This window comes from Clostridium sp. TJA032 (assembly GCF_058310275.1).
In genome coordinates, this window is the sequence record NZ_JBZEFB010000001.1 from 1134234 (window position 1) to 1153523 (window position 19290).

General features: G+C 27.9%; 19 protein-coding genes. 1 reads left to right on the plus strand and 18 read right to left on the minus strand.

Annotated elements, in window-relative coordinates; translation table 11 throughout:
- Window positions 1-38: 38 nt before the first annotated feature.
- Both AC4FRL_RS05255 and dapF read right to left on the minus strand, forming a co-directional pair.
- Window positions 39-1070: a hypothetical protein gene (locus tag AC4FRL_RS05255; protein ID WP_491139160.1), complete on the minus strand. Its 1032-nt coding sequence runs from the start codon at window positions 1068-1070 to the stop codon at window positions 39-41.
- Between the two features lie 16 nt (window positions 1071-1086).
- Window positions 1087-1905, minus strand: coding sequence for a diaminopimelate epimerase (gene dapF, locus AC4FRL_RS05260; RefSeq protein WP_491139161.1), 819 nt, complete (start codon window positions 1903-1905; stop codon window positions 1087-1089).
- Window positions 1906-1997: 92 nt separating this feature from the next.
- Here dapF and AC4FRL_RS05265 point away from each other — a divergent pair, with 92 nt between their 5' ends.
- Window positions 1998-3725, plus strand: coding sequence for an Rqc2 family fibronectin-binding protein (locus AC4FRL_RS05265; protein WP_491139162.1), 1728 nt, complete (start codon window positions 1998-2000; stop codon window positions 3723-3725).
- Window positions 3726-3775: 50 nt separating this feature from the next.
- On the opposite strand, the gene AC4FRL_RS05270 is transcribed toward AC4FRL_RS05265, so the two are convergent.
- The 16 genes from AC4FRL_RS05270 to AC4FRL_RS05345 all read right to left on the minus strand — a co-directional run bounded on the left by AC4FRL_RS05270 (window position 3776) and on the right by AC4FRL_RS05345 (window position 19171).
- Window positions 3776-4903, minus strand: a complete 1128-nt coding sequence (locus tag AC4FRL_RS05270) for a THUMP domain-containing class I SAM-dependent RNA methyltransferase (RefSeq protein WP_491139163.1) — start codon at window positions 4901-4903, stop codon at window positions 3776-3778.
- 11 nt (window positions 4904-4914) lie between these two features.
- Window positions 4915-5451 carry a bifunctional pyr operon transcriptional regulator/uracil phosphoribosyltransferase PyrR gene (pyrR, locus tag AC4FRL_RS05275; RefSeq protein ID WP_491139164.1) on the minus strand — a complete coding sequence of 179 codons (537 nt, stop codon included), beginning with the start codon at window positions 5449-5451 and terminating at the stop codon, window positions 4915-4917.
- 3 nt (window positions 5452-5454) lie between these two features.
- Window positions 5455-6375: an RluA family pseudouridine synthase gene (locus AC4FRL_RS05280; protein WP_491139165.1), complete on the minus strand. Its 921-nt coding sequence runs from the start codon at window positions 6373-6375 to the stop codon at window positions 5455-5457.
- A 144-nt stretch (window positions 6376-6519) separates the two neighbouring features.
- A complete protein-coding gene (locus tag AC4FRL_RS05285; protein WP_491139166.1) occupies window positions 6520-7140 on the minus strand; it encodes a DivIVA domain-containing protein in 621 nt (206 codons plus the stop codon).
- A 12-nt stretch (window positions 7141-7152) separates the two neighbouring features.
- Window positions 7153-7914, minus strand: coding sequence for a YlmH family RNA-binding protein (locus AC4FRL_RS05290; RefSeq protein WP_491139167.1), 762 nt, complete (start codon window positions 7912-7914; stop codon window positions 7153-7155).
- A gap of 1 nt (window position 7915) precedes the next feature.
- A complete protein-coding gene (locus tag AC4FRL_RS05295) occupies window positions 7916-8362 on the minus strand; it encodes a cell division protein SepF (RefSeq protein WP_491139168.1) in 447 nt (148 codons plus the stop codon).
- An 18-nt stretch (window positions 8363-8380) separates the two neighbouring features.
- Entirely contained in the window at window positions 8381-9040 is a 660-nt protein-coding gene (locus tag AC4FRL_RS05300; RefSeq protein WP_491139169.1) for a YggS family pyridoxal phosphate-dependent enzyme, read from the minus strand.
- A gap of 96 nt (window positions 9041-9136) precedes the next feature.
- A complete protein-coding gene (locus tag AC4FRL_RS05305) occupies window positions 9137-9868 on the minus strand; it encodes a DUF881 domain-containing protein (protein WP_491139170.1) in 732 nt (243 codons plus the stop codon).
- A 12-nt stretch (window positions 9869-9880) separates the two neighbouring features.
- Window positions 9881-10219: a small basic family protein gene (locus tag AC4FRL_RS05310; protein ID WP_060670842.1), complete on the minus strand. Its 339-nt coding sequence runs from the start codon at window positions 10217-10219 to the stop codon at window positions 9881-9883.
- 12 nt (window positions 10220-10231) lie between these two features.
- The gene (locus AC4FRL_RS05315) at window positions 10232-10948 is read right to left on the minus strand and encodes a DUF881 domain-containing protein (RefSeq protein ID WP_491139171.1); all 717 of its coding nucleotides are present in this window, start codon (window positions 10946-10948) and stop codon (window positions 10232-10234) included.
- Window positions 10949-10961: 13 nt separating this feature from the next.
- Entirely contained in the window at window positions 10962-11708 is a 747-nt protein-coding gene (locus AC4FRL_RS05320; protein ID WP_491139172.1) for a cell division protein FtsQ/DivIB, read from the minus strand.
- Window positions 11709-11864: 156 nt separating this feature from the next.
- Complete coding sequence (gene spoVE / locus AC4FRL_RS05325) at window positions 11865-12986, minus strand: stage V sporulation protein E (protein ID WP_491139173.1); 1122 nt, start codon at window positions 12984-12986, stop codon at window positions 11865-11867.
- Between the two features lie 26 nt (window positions 12987-13012).
- Entirely contained in the window at window positions 13013-13984 is a 972-nt protein-coding gene (gene mraY / locus AC4FRL_RS05330; RefSeq protein ID WP_491139174.1) for a phospho-N-acetylmuramoyl-pentapeptide-transferase, read from the minus strand.
- Window positions 13985-14033: 49 nt separating this feature from the next.
- Window positions 14034-15395, minus strand: coding sequence for a UDP-N-acetylmuramoyl-tripeptide--D-alanyl-D-alanine ligase (locus AC4FRL_RS05335; protein ID WP_491139175.1), 1362 nt, complete (start codon window positions 15393-15395; stop codon window positions 14034-14036).
- A gap of 11 nt (window positions 15396-15406) precedes the next feature.
- Window positions 15407-16861 (minus strand): UDP-N-acetylmuramoyl-L-alanyl-D-glutamate--2,6-diaminopimelate ligase, encoded by a 1455-nt coding sequence (locus AC4FRL_RS05340; RefSeq protein ID WP_491139176.1) that lies wholly within the window; start codon window positions 16859-16861, stop codon window positions 15407-15409.
- 93 nt (window positions 16862-16954) lie between these two features.
- Window positions 16955-19171, minus strand: a complete 2217-nt coding sequence (locus AC4FRL_RS05345) for a stage V sporulation protein D (protein WP_491139177.1) — start codon at window positions 19169-19171, stop codon at window positions 16955-16957.
- Between the last annotated feature and the right edge of the window lie 119 nt (window positions 19172-19290).

Consider the following 19290-nt stretch of genomic DNA (forward strand, 5'->3'; position numbering starts at 1 on the left):
AAAAAAATTTAATAATCTAGAACTCTAATTTCCTTACCTTATTTCATTATAATAAATTGTCCTTTATCTTTATCTATTAATTTTACACTTTTATCCCTTGGGTTATATTTATATAATCCATTATTATCAGCATTTTCTTGAAACCCAAGAAAATATATATTTCCATCTAAAGATATTAAATAAGGATTGTCTGAAAGATTTTTTGGAAAATCATATACTAATCTATTTATAGATTTAGTTTTTATATCTATAGAATACAAACTTTTTATTCCTTCTCCTTTTACACCTATAAAATATATTTTATCTTCTATTTTACATAAAGAATCAATTTCTAAAACATCTTTTGATATTAATATTTCTTCTTTAGTATCTAAGTTGAAAATATAAGAAGCTTTAGTTCCTTCTATAGAACTTTTAGTATAAAAAATTTCCTTTTCACTTAATGGCTCTATATAATCTATAAAAGATTTATCTATAGTCTTTTCTAATACATAGTTTCCTTCTTTTATATTATATAAATATATTCCACTTTTTCTCTTTTCTAAATCAACTCCGTATAAAATTAATTGTTCTTCATTTAAAAACTTAACATTTTCCCCTGAAATAGCTAAATTTTCATCAAAGGAAAATTCCTTAAAATCTTGTAAATCTAATATTTTATAACCTATATTTTCTCCTGTATTGTACCTATATAATAGTTTACTTTCTTTAGGACTAACCATTAATTCCTCAATGTTTCCCTTTACTTCTATATTCTTTTCTTTAATCCCATTAGTTATTATTAAATTAGTTCCTTTATCTAAAACTTCTCTATAAATAGCTAAATCTAACTCATGACTATAAGCCTCCATTACGCCATTAATATTTAAATCTAATTTTTCTAAAGAATCCTCTTTTAATCCATAATAACTAACTTCATCTCCTGAAACAGTAGATACAATATTTTTTGGAAGATTTAATTTTTTCTTATCACCATTTTCCTCAGTAGCTCCTTCATTAAAACTACAACCTAAAAAAAATGTTGATAAAATAAACAACATTAATAAACTTAAAGCACTAGCTTTTCTCATTTACTTACTTCCCTCTCTAAAATAAATATGTGCCATCACAAATAAATGAAGCATTACCTATCATTTTTACTCCATCTTCTTCAATAATAACTTTTAATTCTCCCCCTGGAACTATTACCCTTACTTCTTTATCTACAAAACCTAATTTATTAGCAGCTACAACTGAAGCACAGTTACCTGTTCCACAAGCTAAAGTAGGACCTGCACCTCTTTCCCAAGTTCTAACCTCAATTTCATTTCTATTATTAACCTTACAAAAATTAACATTAGTTCCCTTAGGAAATAATTTATATTTTTCTATATACTCCCCATTTTCTATAGGATATCTTTCCTCTTCAAATATAATAGTATGAGGCACACCCATAAGCAAAGATGTTATTTTTAAAATTTCATCTCCTATATTTATTTCTTTTTCTATTATTTCTTCCATACAAAGAGCTGGTATATTTTCTGGATTAAAATCACCAAATCCCATATTAACAGTAATATTCTTAACCTTATTATCTTGAACTTCTAAAAATATTCTTTTAATTCCATCTCCAGTTAAAACATCTAATACATTCTTTTTTACTATGCCCTTTTCATAGACATATTTTGCAAAACACCTTATTCCATTTCCGCACATAGCAGCATAAGAACCATCTGAATTTATTATTACCATTTCTACATCACAATTTTCATTTTTTCTAACTATTAAGATTCCATCTGCACCAATTCCAAATCTTCTATGGCACATTTTTTGAGCAATTTCTCCCTCTTTACCTAAATACTCATTATTTAAATCTTCTATTACTATAAAATCATTTCCATTTCCATGCATTTTTGAAAATTTCATATTATCACCTCAAATTTACCTATTATTGATACTTTTTATTATAAGATGTATACTAACTGTAAGTTCAATCAATTTAGAAAGGAAAGAAAATCATGGCTTTAGACGGTATTTATTTATATAACTTAATAAACGAATTAAAAAATTCATTAATAAATTCTAGAATTGACAAAATAAATCAACCTGAAAAGGATGAAATAATTATAAATGTAAGAGGAAAAGAAAATAAAAAACTTTTAATTTCCTCAAGTTCAAAATACCCTAGATTACATTTTACTACAATAAATAAGAATAATCCATTACAACCTCCTGTTTTTTGTATGGTACTTAGAAAATATTTAACAGGTGGAAGAATAATTGATATATATCAAAAATCTACAGATAGAATTGTTTTAATTGATATAGCAAATAAAGATGAAATGGGCTTTGATAGTGTATATACTTTAGTTGTAGAAATAATGGCTAGACATAGTAATATCTCTCTTGTTAGAAAAAGAGATAATAAAATTATGGAATCAATAAAGCATATTACAGCAAATAAAAATAGTTTTAGAGTTTTATACCCTGGAGTAGATTATGTTTTTCCTCCTGCATCTGATAAGCTAAATCCCTTTAATTTTTCAAAAGAAGCTTTAAAAATCCAGTTAAAAGATAATAATAATGAATTAGATGAAAAGATTTTTTCAAAACTTTTAACTGGTGTAGGTAAAAATCTTTCTTTAGAGATGTATACTTTATTTAAATCTAAATTTGAAAATTCCTATGTTTTTGATGATATATTCAATTTTATATCAAACTATTTTAATAATATTTTTAAAGATATAGAAAATATTATATTCTATAAAGATGATAAAATTATAGACTTTTATTTTAAAGATTTAAGTATTTTACAAAAATATAATAAAGAATTCTATGAAAGTAGCAGTACTCTTTTAGATGCTTTTTATGCAAATAAGGATAAACAAGATAGACTTCATGGGAAAAGTGCTGATATTCAAAGATTAGTAAACACCAATATAGAAAGATGCTTAAAAAAAATTAAGGTTCTTGAAAATACTTTAAAAGAATGTGAAAAAAAAGAAGAATATAAAATAAAAGGAGAACTTTTAACTTCTTACATATATAGCATAAAAAAAGGAGATAAATCTGTAAATCTTTTAAACTATTATAGCGATAAAGAGGAGTATTTAAATATATCTCTTGATGAAAATAAGACACCTTCTGAAAATATTCAATTTTACTTTAAAAAATATAATAAGTTAAAAAAGGCTGAAGAATCTGCTTTAGAACAACTTGCCATAAATGAAGATGAACTTAAATATTTAAACTCTGTTTCTTCAAGCATACAGGTTGCAGATAATTATGAAGACATTGATGCTATAAAAAATGAACTTATAGAAACTGGATATATAAGATTTAGGAAAAATAATAATAAAAAGAAAAAAGACAAGGTTTCTAAACCATATCATTATATTTCCTCTGATGGTATAGATATCTATGTTGGTAAAAACAATATTCAAAATGATTACTTAACCTTAAAATTTGCTGATAAAAATGATACTTGGCTTCACACTAAAGATATACCAGGTTCTCATGTAATTATTAAAAGCACAAACATTCCTGATAAAACTTTAGAAGAAGCTGCTAATTTAGCTGTTTTTTATAGCAAAGGAAAGGGAGGAAATAAAATACCTGTAGATTATACCTTAGTTAAAAATGTAAAAAAACCTTCTGGTTCAAAACCTGGAATGGTAATATACTCAACTAACAAAACAGTTTATATAGATTCTCCAAAGGAAATAAACTTAGAGAAAATTAAATAAAAAAAAAGTTACAAATAGAATTTAGTCTATTTGTAACTTTTTTATTTTAATTATTTTTTTAAGTTATTATCTAAATATTGATAATAATAGCATAAAAGTCTACCATTATAAAGTTTTCTATTTTTAGTAGCCTTTCTTCCAAACTCTTTTTGGAAATCTTGACATGCAGTTAAAATATTAAAATCCCATGTACTTAACTTTTCTTTAACTTCACCAAAGTGTTTATTTAATTTTGAAACAACTTCTTTTTCTCCTATTCTTTCACCATATGGAGGATTTGTAATCATATATCCATACTTTTTCTTAGTTGAAAAATCAAAGAAATTTCTTTTTTCTACAGTTATACAATTAGTTAAGCCAGCCTTTCTTATATTATTTTTAGCTGTGCTTAAAACCCAACTATCTATATCATATCCAGTTATATCTAAAGGAATGTTTTTTATAGATTTTTCAGCTCCCTCTCTAACTTGTTCCCATATCTCCTTATCCATTGAAGGCCAAGTTTCTGAAACAAATTTTCTATGTAATCCTGGTGCTATATTTTTAGCTATCATAGCTGCCTCTATAAGAATTGTTCCAGAACCACAACATGGGTCTATAAGAGGTTGTTCTCCTCTCCATTTTGAAAGTAATACCATAGCAGCAGCTAAAGTTTCTTTAAGTGGAGCCTTACCTGAATTTTCTCTATACCCTCTTTTATGTAAGCCTTCTCCTGAGGTATCTATTGTTAATGTAACTACATCCTTTAAAAGCCCAACTTCTATTTTATAAACTGGTCCATCCTCTGTAAACCAGTCCTTTCCATAACTTCTACTCATACTTTTAACTACAGCTTTTTTTACTATTGATTGACAATCTGGTACGCTAAAAAGTTTTGACTTAACTGATTTACCAACAACATGCATCTTACCATCTAATGGTATATATTCACTCCAATCAATCTCTACAGTTTTATTAAATAACTCCTCAAAGCTCTCTGCTTTAAATTCAGCTACCTTTATTAAAACCCTATCTGCTGTTCTAAGCCAAAGATTTGTTATGGCAATATCCATTTCATCCCCTTCAAAATGAACTCTTCCATTTTCAGTTTTTAAATCCTCATATCCTAACTCTTTTAATTCCTTTGCAACAACAGCTTCTAATCCAAATGTTGCAGTAGCTATTAAATTATAATCCATAAAATTACTCCTTAGTTTTCATATATTTCTACTGAATCAATTCCATCAATTTCTTTAATTTGAACCTTTACTATTTCATCCTTTGATGTAGGAATATTTTTACCAACATAGTCAGCTCTTATTGGTAATTCCTTATGTCCTCTGTCTACTAAAACAGCTAATTGTATAAACTCTGGTCTTCCTTGATCCATTATGGCATCAATTGCAGCTCTAGCAGTTCTACAAGTATATAAAACATCATCAACTATAATAACCTTTTTACCTTTTATATTTAAATCTATTTTAGGGTCATTTAAATTTGGAGTATCACTAAGGTCTGTTAAATCATCTCTATATAATGTTATATCTACACTACAAACTGGAATTTTAATTCCTTCAAATTTTTCTATAAATGCAGAAAGTCTTTTAGCTAAGGGATATCCTCTTCTTTTAATTCCAATTAAAACTATATCTTCTACCCCTTTATTTTTTTCTATTATCTCATGTGAAAGTCTTGTAAGGGCTCTTCTTATAGCGTTTTCATCTAATAAACTTGCCTTAAGATGCATAATCTAACACTCTCCTAACTTTTCTATAATATTTTTAAAATAATTTGGTAACTCAGAATCAAATTCAACATACTCTCCTTTAGTAGGATGAATAAAGCCTAAAGTTTTAGCATGTAAAATCTGTCCTTCTTGACTTAATTTCTTTTGTTTCTTTAAGCCATAAACAGTATCTCCAAGTAAAGGATGCCCTATAAATGCCATATGAACTCTTATCTGATGTGTTCTTCCTGTTTCTAAAGTACATTTAACAAGAGAACAAGAATTAAAAACCTTAAGAACTTCATAATGAGTAACTGCTCTTTTTCCCTCTTTAACTACAGCATACTTTAATCTATCCTTATGATGTCTTCCTAAAGGTGCATCAATTGTGCCACCTTCTTTTTTAAATCTCCCCTCAACAATTGCATAGTATTCTCTTTTTATGCTGTGGTCTTTAAATTGTTCTGCTAATTTTTGATGAGCATTATCATTTTTTGCAACAACTAATATTCCAGAAGTATCCTTATCTATTCTGTGTACAATTCCAGGTCTTATAACTCCATTTATACCTGATAAATCCTTACAATGATATAATAATGCATTAACTAAAGTTCCAGTATAGTTTCCTGGTGCTGGATGAACAACCATTCCCTTCTCCTTATTAACTACTATTATATCCTCATCTTCATAAACTATATTTAAAGGAATATTTTCAGCTTCAACCTTTAATTCTTCAGGTTCTGGTATTTCAACCTCAATACAATCTCCTTCTGAAAGCTTATATTTTCCTTTTTGAACTTTTCCATTTACTAAAATTTTTCCTTCATCAAAAAGTCCTTGAATAAAGTTTCTTGAAACTCCATCTATTTTAAGTGATAAAAACTTATCTGCTCTTATCCCCTTATCTTCTTCTGTTACTTTTATTACTTCTTTTTTTAAACTCATAGTTTATTTGCTCCATTCTAAAGTAAATATTTAAAGCTATATCTTAAATATTATATAATAAAATATTAAATTTCAACAATTAAAATAATTAATTAAAAATAAAAATCTCACCTTAAAGTAAAGTGAGATTTTTTTAAATACTATTTATTCTTCAGCGAAAAAGCTTTTTATTTCATTTACATCGTCAAAGCTTGCTTCAACTTCATAAATGTCTTTAAGCTCAGTTTTTTCATCATCTTCAAAGTCAATTTGTATTCCTTGTGGTTCCTCTATTTCAGGTTGTTCCTCTGGCTTAGTTATATTAAAATTCTTAATAAAATCTTTTTCTAAATCATCAAAAGTATCTATTTGGAAGTTCATAAAGCTTCTAAATTTAGCTCTAAACTTTGTAAACTCTTGTTTAACTCTATCATACTCATCATTTATTTGTATAACATCATTATTAGCTTTATCTAATATTCTTTGTGCTGTATCATTAGCACTTTTTATTATTACATCAGCTTCTTTTTGAGCATTACTTTTTGCTTGTTCTGCTGTATTTTGTGCTAATAATAAAGTGTTTTGAATAGTATTTTCAATCTTATTATAGTGCTCTATTTTATCAACAGAACTTGCAAGTTTTTCTTTTAAAGAAGTATTTTCTTTAAAAAGAATTTCGTATTCTTCAACAATTTGGTCTAAGAATTCGTCTACTTCCTCTGGACAATAACCTCTTAAAACTCTTTTAAATTCTTTATTGTTAATATCCATTGGGGTTAACTTCATATAATCACACTCCTATGTATACTTAAATACTGTCAATTTTAATCTACCACTCTTCGTTGTCCCAAAAATATTTTTTATTCTAAATTTTCCAACACCTCTTAAGGTAATTCTTGAGTTTTCTGAAACTTCCTTACTTTTATCTTTTGTTACTCTATAATCTAAAAGGACGCTACCTGAATTTATAGCATCTAAGGCTTTATTTCTAGATAAATTACCTAAGGCTGCAATTATACAATCTAACCTCTTAGAAGTTACTATTATATTTTTCTCCTCATAGCTAGGCTTAGGTATATCTTCTGTATCATAAACTATTTCACATTTACAATTAAGGTTTCTTATTTTAGTTAAATTACTTAATAAAAAATCAATTATACTGTTATGCACAGCGACATAGCAATTATCATCTCTTAAGATTAAATCACCAATCTTACTTCTATTTATTCCTAAAGCCATAATAGAACCTAAATAATCCTTGTGCTCTAATTTTGAAAACTTAGTATTGCAATGAATCCTTAAAAGGCTTATTGGATAATCTGAATATTCATCTTTATTAAAAGCAATTACTCGCCTTTCCCCATCTTCAAAAAAACCAAAACTTTCAATTTTTATAGAAGATAAATTCAATTCTTGAAGAGTGCTCCATACATCTGGAGTATAAAACTCATCAGTAAATACTGAAATATTTTTTGTCCTAGCTAAATTAAATCTTTCAAAGAGCTTTAAAGCTTCAAACTCCTCTAAATTTAATAAATTTATAAAATCTTTTTTATTCATCTTATTTTGAAGCCCAGTTAAACATACCCTTATTACTTAATTCACTTTTAAGTTCGTTTGTAACTTCAACATTTGAAGGAGATACTATAAATACTCCCTTTTCAACCTCTTGAAGTTCTCCACTTAAAGCATAACAAGCTCCACCAACGAAGTCTATTAATCTTTGAGCTGTTCTAAGCTCTAATGAAGTTGTGTTTATAACAACTATCTTTCTATTTTTTAAGGCAGTACATATTTCAGTTGCATCATCATAAACTAATGGCTTAGTTATCATTAATTTTGCAGTATTTGCTGTATGAATATTTACAACCTTACTATTTTTTTTAGAAGATAAAACTGGTGCAACAGATTCCTCTTCTATAATCATTTCCTCTTCAATTACATCATCATCATCTTCAAAATCATCAAATCCTAAAAAACTTTTAACTTTACTAACTACTTTTGACATACACATATCCTCCTAATTTTATTTATATATTCTTTTCCCAAAAATTCCTTGGCCAATTCTAACCATATTGCTTCCTTCTTCAATAGCAATCTCATAATCACCTGACATTCCCATTGATAGAATATCCATATTTATATTTTTAAAGCTTTTTTTCTTTAAGTCAGAAAAAATCTTGTGAGTCCTTTTAAAATATTCTCTACATTCTTCTTCTGTTCCCTTTGGAATTATGGTCATAATACCTAAAACATTAACATTTTTACAAGATTCTACAGCTTCTATAAGGCTATCTAATTCTTCCTCTAATATACCATACTTTTGTTCTTCTCTTCCTATGTTAATTTGAATCAAAGTTTTGGCAACTTTATTATGTTTACCATATACCTTCTCTATTTCTTTTAATAATTTAACACTATCTAAAGACTGTATAAGATGAACCTTATCAACTATATATTTCACCTTATTAGTTTGAAGATGACCTATTAAATGCCACTGTACATCTTTATGAAACTCATCAAATTTTCTTACTATTTCTTGAACTTTGTTTTCACCAAATTTTCTAATGCCAAAATCATAAGCTTCTTCCATTTCTTCAATAGTTCTTGTTTTAGATACAGCAATAAGTTGAACGTTACTTGGAATTTTTTCTGTAAATAATTTTAAATTTTCTTTTATATCCACTTTTACTGTCTCCTTTAATTATATATTACATTATATTCTTCTTTATAGGAATAGAAAATCCTTCTTTTTTGTACAAATTTTTTACAAACTCAACATTTATTTTTTATGTGGTTTCATATACTCAAAATTTATATCACTTATATAAGCTGGAACAACTATATCATCACTTTTGCTTATTTCAACCTTTATTCCTCTATTCATAAGAGTTTTTATATAACTACCATCTCTCATGATTTGATTTTCTATTTTATCTTTATCACCAATTACATTAACATAAAAAGGTGCTGGAATTTTAACACCATTCATTCTTAAAAATTGCCCTCCACAGTATATTTCCGTGTTATATATTATTCTTTGATTATTTATAGAAATTGCCTCTGCTCCAGCTGCCTTTAATTCATTTATAACCTTTATCATATCATCATCATGAATGGTTCTTAAAAGTCTCATAAAATCATCAACAACTTCTCCACTAAAAGCTTCTCCACCATCCTCTAAAACAATTTTTAAACCAGGTCCACTTACTCCATTAGCTCCTGTAAGCATTAAATTTTCACTTACTTCCTCTATCATATCTTTTGAAATTTTATCGTTATCTTCATCATTTTTTGAGTAATTATTTATTTTTTTTTGCAAATCTCTATTACTCTCTTTTAACTTTGATATTTCATTATATAAGTTATTTCTTTTATTATAGGCTTCTTGATACTCTCTAGCATTTAATACCTTTGTAGTCCCTACTCCATCAAAGCTTATATTCATAGATATTAATATTCCAACTATAACTGAAGCTATAAATATAAAAATAGTAAATTCTCTATTTTTCAAAGCACCACCTCTTTATCGTTCCTTGCTTTTTTCTAGTAATATCCTTCTTATAGCTGCAAAGTTATTAAATATTCTACTACCAAAAACTATTACTGCTGCAAAATATAATGGTATTCCTAATTTATCTCCTAGATAAGCAAGTAAAGCCGCTAAGGCTGCATTTCCAAAGAACCCAGATATAAATACATCTGCTTGAAACTCTTTTTTTAAACTAGCCTTTATAGCACCAAAAACAGAATCTAAACAAGCTACTATAGCTATGGATAAATACGGAGAAAATTTATCTGGTATACTTCCTGGAAATATAACTCCTATTATTATCCCAACTAAAAGTCCAATAAATACTATCATTCAATCACCATCCTAATCAACCTTTTTTAAATACTCAGAAGATAGATTTTGAGTAGTTTTAGGTATTATGATTGAATCCTTTTTCTCATACTTATAGTCATAATTCCCTCCTAATACTCCATAGTCCATTTCCCCTGGAAAGTCAATTCCCTTTATTAAATTATCTTGGTTACCTATAACCTTTATAGTTAACTTCTCCTTAGGAGAAATTCTTTCATTATTTCCTATCCATATAAAGTTACTAGCATTTTTTATTCCTGTCTGCGGTGTTATTCTAATATCATTTATAGCTATTGCCTCTGCACCTGAAAAGGCTAATAAATTTAATATGTGAACTATCTCTTTTTCGCTAATATATTCAGGGTCCTTTGATGTAAGTAAAGGAGATTTAGGTGTTATAGATAAAATTATTCCAGGTCCTTCAACATCTTCAGTACCTAAAATCATTCTTGTCTTATCTAACTGCTCTTTTATTTGATTATTTACATCTCCCTTTGAAGTTGCCGCCTCTTCCATTTCCTTTAATCTTTTATTTAAGGAATCATTATTTTTTTGAAGCTCTTCCTTCTCTTTTTTAAGACTATCTATTTCTGCCATTATATCATTTTGATTATAGTTTTCTATTATGCTTTTTTCTTTATTATTTATTACTTTAAATTGATAGGTTAACAAAAAACCTAGCAAAGCACAAACTATACCTATAATAATTTGTGAAGATAACTTCTTCAAAAAGCATACCTCCTTACTTTTCTTCGTATATTACAGGATTACCATTAAAACTTATGTTTATATATCCTTTTTCAAAACTTCCTACAGGGTCATTTATAATATTTACCATTTTATTTAGCTTATCTTCTAAATTATCGGAATTTCCTAAAAGAATTTTAACATCTCCTTTATTAATAATAATATCTGAAAGATTAGTTATATCTACAGAGTTTACCTTTGCTTTACTTTTATTTAAGGCTTCTCCTATTTTCTTTAAAATATCAACTTCTTCTTCGTCTGTACTCATAGGCTCTCCTAAAAATCTATTATCAACCTTAAGTCCTATAACACTTGGTAAATTCAAGCCTTCTTCTGAACTTTTCTTTTCCATAATAACTAAATTTTCATTTAAAACATAAAATTCACTATCATCATTTACAATAAATGTAGCTCTTCTTTCAACAACATCTATATTAATTTGGTCTGGAAGTTTTCTAGATATTTTAACCTCTTTTATATACGGATTGCTTAAGATTTCTTTTTTTAAGGTTGATGTATTTAACAAGAAAATATTTTGATTTAAAATTTTACTTTTTCCAACTATACTCTCCTTAGTTATAACATTATTATTGCTAACATTAACCTTTTTTATATTAAAATAAGGTGTTTTAATTAGAATTAATATTAAAATTACAATAATTATTATACTAATTAGTATAATCTTTCTTCTAGTCTTTTTTTTCTTCTTTTTTTGTATATATTCATTTATATTCGTACTCATATTTCTCCTTATTTTTATTTTACATTTCACTAACAATAATATCATTTTACTAGATTTTTTTCATTAAGTTTTTAAGAAAATATTAATAACAGTAAAAAAATTACTATTATTTTTTTAATACAATTTAATAAAAAATAAAGGCGCAAAAACACGCCTTTACTTATTTTTTTTATTTCTTTGTCTAGATATATTAAGAAGAATACCCATGGCTAACAAGTTAAATACAAGGGCTGTTCCTCCATAACTTATAAATGGTAGAGGAACTCCTGTAACTGGCATAGAACCTGTTACAACTGCAATATTTATTATAGCTTGTAATCCTATAATTGAAGTTATTCCTACAGCTAGTAAAGTTCCATACTCATCTTTAGCTTCCATTGCAATTTTTATTCCTCTATAGACGAAGAATACAAATAATAAAATTATTATTGTACAACCTATTAATCCTAATTCTTCTCCTATTATAGCAAAGATAAAGTCATTATGTGGCTCTGGCATATAAAGAGTTTTTTGTCTTGACTGTCCTATTCCAAGCCCTGTAACTCCTCCTGCCCCTAGAGCATAAAAAGATTGTATAAGTTGATAACCATCACCAGATGCATCTTTCCAGGGATTTAAAAAGTTTAAAAGTCTTCTTCTTCTATAATCTTCAAAAAAGATAAAAAACGACCCTAATGCTAATATAATTGGTGTTATAACCCCAAACATATATCTTTTTCTTGCTCCTGCAACAAAAACCATAATAAATGTAACAAATCCAGTTACAGATGCAATACTAAGGTTTTTTTGTGCAAGTATTAATCCTGCAAAAAGACCACCAATTAAAAAACAAGGAATAATTCCGCGCCAAAAATCTTTAATCTCTTCTCCTCTTTTAGTAATATAAGAAGCTAAAATAATTACTACTGCATATTTTGCAAGCTCTGAAGGTTGAAAAGAAAGAGTACCATTTCCAATCCATCTATTAGCACCATTTCTTGCTGGGAATGCATAAACAAGAACTAACAAAACTGGAGTAACAATAAGAAGAATTCTAGTAAATTTTTTTAGCACATGATAGTCTATTCTAGACATAAACCACATTCCAATTAACCCTAAAATAGCAAATATAGCTTGTTTTTTCAAAAATGACATGCTATCTCCACCTTTAACCATAGCAGAATATGAACTTGCACTATATACCATAATTACCCCAATTGAAAGTAATATGATTATTGTATATAAAAGACCTAAGTCAACTTGACCATATCTAGATTTAGTAGTCTTTTTTTTCTTCATCTAAAACCTCCTATTTTAGGACCTCTCTAAAGTGAAGCAAAAGCAATGAAACAAAATACTACTGTTATTATTGAGAAAACAGTAACTATTTTTGTTTCGCTCCAACCTAATTGTTCAAAATGGTGATGTATTGGAGCCATTCTAAATAATCTTTTGCCAGTAAGTTTAAAGGATGCAACTTGTAATATAACAGATAATGTTTCTATTACATAGATTATTCCTATTAAAACTAATATTAAAGGCATTTTTAAAATTAAAGCAACCATTGCCACAGCTCCTCCTAAAGCAAGAGAACCTGTATCTCCCATAAATACTCTAGCTGGAAATGCATTAAATCTTAAGAAAGCAAGTAAAGCACCAGCTAAAGCAACACAGAATATTGCTAAACTTGTGTGTCCTAAATTATAACTAATAATACCTAAAAACGTAATTACTAAAACTGTAACAGAAGTTGCTAAACCATCTAAGCCATCTGTTAAGTTTACAGCATTTGTAACTCCTGCAAAATAGAACATTGCAGCTGGTATATAAAATAATCCTAAGTTAATTTGTCCATTGAAAAATGGTATATTAATGCTAGGTCCTATATATTTATACGCATACCAAGTTAAAAATCCTGATACTATTAATAAAAGAATCATTTTTTGACCTGATGTTAATCCTTCATTCTTTTTCTTTAGAATTTTTAATAAGTCATCTAAAAATCCTACAAATCCAAAACCTACAAAAGCATATAAAGCTATCATTGATTCATCTGTAGGATTTCTAACCATAATAATCATTGTTATTATAGTTGCAAAGATAAATATTAATCCTCCTATTGTTGGTGTTCCTGCTTTTTTCAAATGACTTTTAGGTCCTTCTTCTCTTATGTTTTGTCCAAATTTAAGTTTATGTAGTAGTGGAATTATAATAGGTCCTAATATTGATGCTATTATAAAACTTATTACTATTGCCATTACTATCTTTGGATCTATCATCGACTTTAAAATTTCCATAAAACTCTGCTACTTAAACTTTTAAGCAGCTTCACCTCCTTAGTGCTATTTAGTTTTCTAATAATGCTTTAGTTATTTCTTCAAACTTTAATCCTCTAGATGCTTTAATTAATATAATATCTCCTTCAACTGTACTTTTAAGTAAATCCTTTATAAGTTCTTCCTTACTATCATAAACAGTACAAAGTTCTCCATACCCATCTTTAATATTTTCTGAGAAATCCCCAAAACAAAGTATCTTATCTATTCCATTTTCCTTTGCATAAAAACCTATTTCTTCATGAGCTTCCTCTGATTTATGACCAAGCTCTCTCATTGTTCCTAAAACTGCAATTCTTCTTTTGCCTTCTATATTTTTCATAACATCTATAGCTGATTTAACTGCTACAGGGTTTGAATTATAACAATCATTTAAAATTGAATAACCATCTTTTTTAATAAGCTCTAATCTCATAGAAGTGGATTCCATATTTTTAAGCCCTTTTTTCATATCAGAAAAAGAAAGGCCTAACTCTCTTCCTGTTGAAATTCCTAACATAAGATTACTTATATTATGTTTTCCTGGTACATCTAAAGAAAATTCTTCTTCTTCTTTTCCATCGTAAACTGTAAATTTAGAGGAGAATTCTCCTAAAACTATATTTTTAGCTCCAATTTCAAAATTTTCTCCAATTCCAGTTTTTATTATCTTATAATTAGCTTTAGGCAAGGCTTCTAAAAAGTCATCATTTCCACAAACAATAAGAGTATTGTCTTTATTAAAGAAAGTTGTTATTTCCATTTTAGCTTTTAATATATTTTCTCTAGTTTTTAGTATTTCTATATGAGAAATTCCTATATTAGTTATTATACCTATATCTGGTTTTGCTATTTCTGCAAGTTCTCTAATTTGTCCTAATCCTCTCATTCCCATTTCCAAAATAGCAACATCATAAGAGCTATCTAGTTCTAATACCATTAAAGGTAATCCTATTTCATTATTAAAATTACCCTTTGTTTTAAAAACTTTATACTTATAACTTAATACAGCTGCAACTAAATCTTTAGTTGAAGTTTTTCCTACTGAACCAGTAATTCCTACAACTTTTAATCCTAATTTTTCTCTATAAAATTTAGCTAAGTCCATTAAGGCTTTTTTAGTATTTTCAACCTTAATTAAGGCAACTTCATCCCTTAAAAGATTTAAATCAAAATTAACTTCATCAACTATTGCAATTTTACATCCCTTTTTAAAGGCTTCTAAAACATAGTTATTTCCATTAAAGTTTTCTCCTTTTAATGCTATAAATAAAGCTCCTTCCTCTATTTTTCTTGTATCTGTTGATACAGCCTTTATTTCCTTTATTAAAGCTTCCTTTAATAAAACTCCCTTAGTAGCTTTTACAATTTCTTGTAAATTTAACTCTAGCATTTTTAACACCTCTACTTGCCTTCTAAAATATCATATACAACTTCTCTTTCATCAAAGTGTATTGTTTTGTCCTTTAGTATTTGATATGTTTCATGTCCCTTTCCAGCTATAACAATAACATCTCCTTCTAAAGCCATATTTATAGCCTTTTTTATAGCTTCTTTTCTATTTACCTCAATTATGAAATTATCAAAATCAAGTGGTTTTACTATGTCATTAATTATGTCCATAGGTTCTTCAGTTCTTGGATTATCGGAAGTTATTATTGCAATGTCTGATAATTCACAACCTATTTTACCCATTTCAGGACGTTTAGCCTTATCTCTATCGCCTCCACAACCAAATACAGAAATCATTCTATTTTTAGTAAAGGCCTTAACTGTACTTAAAATATTCTCTAATCCATCTGGTGTATGTGCATAATCTATTATTATACTATAAGGTAAATTTTTTTCCTTTGCTACTAATTCACATCTTCCTGGTATAAGAACATCCTTTAGACCTAATTTAATTTTTTCAATTGGAATATTTAAATTGTATGCACATATTATACATCCTAAAGAGTTATATATATTATATTCTCCAGGAATATTTATAGAAAATTCTTCTATTCCCTCTAAATTCACCTTAAATTCTGAACCATTTGAGTGACTTTTAATCTCAAAAGCCTTAAAATCTGATTCTTTTTCAATTGAAAAAGTAGAAACTTTAGTATTTACTCCTCTTTTTTCTATATCTTTAACTATATCAAGTCCATAAGGGTCATCTAAATTTATAATGCTATGATTACTTCTTTCAAAAAGCTTAAACTTAGCATTATAGTAGTTTTCAAAAGTTTTATGAAAATCTAAATGATCTCTAGTAAGATTTGTAAAAATTCCTTCCTCAAACCTAATTCCATATACTCTATCTAATTCTAAAGAATGAGATGAAACTTCCATAACACAGTATTTAACTTCGTTATCTACCATATTTTTAAATAACTCATGAAGTTCATAAGATTCTGGTGTTGTTCTTACTGCATCTATTTTCTTATTTCCAATGTAATTTGCTATTGTACCTATTAGTCCTGTTTTAAAGCCCGCTTTTTCTAAAATAGATTTAATTATAAAGGCAGAAGTTGTTTTTCCATTAGTCCCTGTTATACCTATTATTTTAAGCTTATCCTTTGGCTTACCAAAATAATTAGAAGACATTATAGCTAAAGCTTTTCTAGTATCTTTAACCTTTATTATTGTTATGTCTTCTTTAGCATTTACTTCTTCTTGAACTATTAAAGCCTTAGCTCCTTTTTTAATAGCATCTTCTACAAAGGAATGTCCATCTACTTTAAAGCCCTTTATACAAGTAAAAACATCTCCTTCTTCTATTTTTCTATTATCATATCTTATGTTTTCTACATTTATATCTTCTATTCCCTGTAAGACCTCATAGTCTAATCCCTCTAATAAACTTTTAAGAATCATTTTTTTCACTCCTTAAATACTATGCACTAAATAAGCGTTAAATTCACAAAATACTAGCATGTGAATTTTATCACATGCTAGTTTTATTTATAATTACTTTTTATCTAATTTAAAGTTTATAACTGTTCCACTTTTAACTACATCACCTTGTGCTATGCTTTGTTCTGTAATAACTCCCTCTCCTGAAAATTTTCCTTTTAATCCAATTTTCTTTAAAATTTCCTTTGCTTTTTCCATAGAAAGGTTATTAAAATCTGGAACTACAACATCTTTATTATAATTTGAAGTAGTTTTAGTGTAAAGTTTAATTTCATCTCCTTCTTTTATTGTATATCCTGGTTTTGGATCCATTTCTGAAACTACACTACCATCACCATCTACTTGATATTTTATTTTTTCTTTATCTAAAATAGATTTCGCTTTTTCTAAAGTAAATCCTCTAACCTCTGGTACTATTATTTCATTAGCTTTTTCATTTACCTTAGAACTGTCTAATTCCATATAATTAAAAATATCATTAAATAAATCATGAGCTAATGGCGCAGCCACTAAACCACCAAAATACTCACCCTTTGGATTATCTACTGATATTAATACTGAAATTTGTGGGTCATTATATGGAGCATATCCTGCAAAAGAAGAAACATATCCTGCTCCATATCCTCCGCTTGCCTTAACTTTTTCAGCAGTTCCTGTTTTTCCTGCTATCCCATAGCCTTCTATGTACGCTCTCTTAGGAGAGCCATATTTAACAGTTTTCTCTAAAGCTTCTGAAACTCTCATAGCAGTTTGTTGGTCTATTATATTGTCAATTTTTTTTGGTTCAAAGGTTTTATCTACAACCTTAGCACCACTTTCATCCTCATGGCTTATTTCTTTCATTATATGTGGTTGTATCCAAGTTCCTCCATTTGCTATAGTATTCATAGCTGCCATCATTTGAACAGCACTTGCACTATCTGTTTGCCCAAAAGATATAGTAGCTAGTTCAACAGGTCCTATTTTATCATTTGGCATTACTATTCCTGTTGTTTCTCCTGGCAAATCAATTCCTGTTTCTTTTCCAAACCCAAATTTCTCTATATATTCATTTAACTTCTCTTTACCAAGCTTTTGTCCTATATCCATAAATCCTACGTTACAAGAATTTTCAAGTATTTGGTCAAAAGTCTCAGTTCCATGACCATCTGGTTTCCAACATTTTATATAAGTACCTGCAACATTTTTTCCTCCAGGACAATAATAGGTTTCATTTGTTCCTGCTATTCCCTCTTGAACGGCAGCAGCTGCCGTTACCATTTTAAATATAGAACCTGGTTCAAAGCTATTAGAAACAGAATCGTTTCTCCACATATTCTCCATTTTTTGAGTTTTATCTTTTCCTGGATAATTTTCATAACCTTCATAAGGATTATTTGGATTATAATCTGGCTTATTAGCCATAGCTAAAATCTCTCCATTTTTAGGATTCATAACTATTATACTAACACCATCAGCCTTATATTCTTTTATTCCTTGTTCAGCTACTTTTTCTGCAAAGTACTGTATTGTTTCATCTACTGTTAAAGTAACATTTTTACCATCTACTGGCTTTGCAAATTCAGAATCTGAATAAGGTATACCACTATTATTTCTAGCAACTTCTGATATCCTCATTCCTGGAAGTCCTGAAAGTTCAGCATTATACTCTCTCTCTATTCCTCCTTGACCTACACCATCTGCATCAACTCTTCCTAAAACTTGAGCTAAAAAGTTGTTATCTGGATAATATCTTTTTGTATCTTGAGAAACTATTACTCCCCTTATTTTAAGGGCTTTTACCTTGTCTGCTTTATCTTTTTCAACTTTTCTAGCTAAAGTTACTGAGTTTGCTGGTGCACCAGAAGGTAAAGTTGTGTTTATTTTATCATAAACTTCCTCTTTAGGTATGTCTAAAGCATTTCCTATTTCCGCTGCAATTTTATTTAATTTTTCTCTTTTTTGATCATCTGTATCATCACTTTTAAAGGCATCTTCTCTTAAAGTTTTAAGGTCTAAATCAACTCTATAAACATTAGCACTAACTGCCAATTGTGCACCATTTCTATCTAGTATTTCTCCTCTTTTAGCACTTATTTTAACCTCATTTTTCCACTGTTCCTCAGCCTTCGCTCCATATTCCTTGTGTTTAAAGATCATTATATAAGAAAGTCTAAGGGTTAAAACTCCTAGTAAGAACCAAATTATTATCATAATCCAAAAGGTTCTTCCATCAATTAAAGACTTAGTTATTTTATAATCTTTAAATCCTTTGTTTTTCTTTTTTTTCACATTTAGCCCTCCGTAGTAAGTTAACTAAAAGCAATCTTTTATAGTAAGTTACTTTTATGAGATTTAAAATTATTAATTTCTTATTTTAAGTAAAATAAATTTGTAACCATAAAAATTAT